The organism is Clostridioides sp. ES-S-0048-02 (assembly GCF_020658495.1).
Lineage (GTDB): Bacteria > Bacillota > Clostridia > Peptostreptococcales > Peptostreptococcaceae > Clostridioides.
This window is the reverse complement of the sequence record NZ_JACVWH010000053.1, coordinates 1-930: the sequence shown is the minus strand read 5'-3', so window position 1 is coordinate 930 and position 930 is coordinate 1. Positions and strand designations below refer to the sequence as shown.

The 930-nt window shown below is 25.8% G+C and carries 1 protein-coding gene; it reads left to right on the top strand.

The genetic code is table 11. The features are described 5' to 3' along the window. The coding region (locus IC173_RS20260) for a hypothetical protein (protein WP_227856204.1) at positions 1-534 on the top strand (534 nt) is incomplete at its 5' end. Between the last annotated feature and the right edge of the window lie 396 nt (positions 535-930).

Below are 930 nucleotides of genomic sequence, written 5' to 3'. Positions count from 1 at the left end.
TTAATATCAACAGAAGAAGATACAATATTAGATGTTGTAAAAATAGCTGAAAATAAAGATTCAGAAACATTTGACGCAACTGTAATAGTAACTAGAGCTATACTTAACAAATATCAGGAAGAAATACTTGCAGATGTAAAGTATTTTGTAAAAATGACATATGATAAACGTAATTTGCCTGATGGATATCCTGGATATAAAATAACTAATGTGAGTGGTGGTGTTATATCTAAGTCAGACCCACAAATGACTCCTACAAAACTATATCTACGTTCAATTTCTGGTTACAGTAGATATCTTAATGCTACAGGTAATCGTACTTCTGGAATAGAAAAATTTAATTCTACAACATGGAATTCACCAAAAATGGGTTCTACATATTCATTTTCTCCAAGTTCTAATTACTACTATGATGCTAGTGGAGCAGGTGGAGTAAATGCACAGGCTCATTTAACAGTAAAGAGAAGTGTATCAAGTGCCACTTGGACTGATTATGTAGATGTTTTTATAGGAACTAGATTTGGTTTAACATAAAATATAAATATGGAATTTAGGTGCTTTTTATGAAAATTTTTTTATATGTTTTATATAGTTTTATAGTTATTACAATTAATTTTATATTAAAAGAAAAAAATTACAACTTTATTTTATTAGCAATATTTTTTATACTCCTATTAATTCAAAATGGGGTATTAAAAACAGGTTATCAAAATAGAGCCACCTTTTATCAAGACAATTACTTTAATGAAGAAAATAAAAATGATGAGATAAAACTTATGACTATAAAGAATTTTATATTTTTGTCTTTACCATTATGCTTTAATATACTATTCAACTATTTAATTTCTTAAATTGCATTTAGATTTATTTTAGTAGTAGATAAATTAAATTTAAATATTAGACAAAAAGGTGATAGATAATTTCTATCAC